Here is a 236-nt window from a genome sequence, read left to right as displayed (position 1 = left end):
ACCCGTGTTTTGTAAAAGGCGGCAAATATGCTTTGGCCGGTAATGTAGGAATAATATCATGTACATTCATAATACGAACGCTATTTGTTACTTTTTCATTGAATCGGGAAGCAAAGACAGGGTCTGCGACACGAGGACTGCCATACGTATACATGATAGGATTTTTAAACTTCGTGTTCACGGCAAAATCAAAACCAGCGAGTACAGCTAATCCTCCCCCGAGACTGTGCCCAGCC

The 236-nt window shown here is 43.6% G+C and carries 1 protein-coding gene; it reads right to left on the bottom strand.

Going from position 1 to position 236, the window contains the following annotated elements:
• Nucleotides 1–236 (bottom strand): lipase family protein (locus tag SB773_RS34630; RefSeq protein ID WP_410595075.1); only part of this gene is annotated, 236 nt, incomplete at both ends.

Source organism: Bacillus sp. SIMBA_074 (assembly GCF_046534555.1).
In the GTDB taxonomy this organism is placed as follows: Bacteria; Bacillota; Bacilli; order Bacillales; family Bacillaceae_G; genus Bacillus_A; species Bacillus_A mycoides.
The sequence above is the reverse complement of the archived record's forward strand: the minus strand, read 5'-3'. Positions and strand labels throughout refer to the sequence as shown.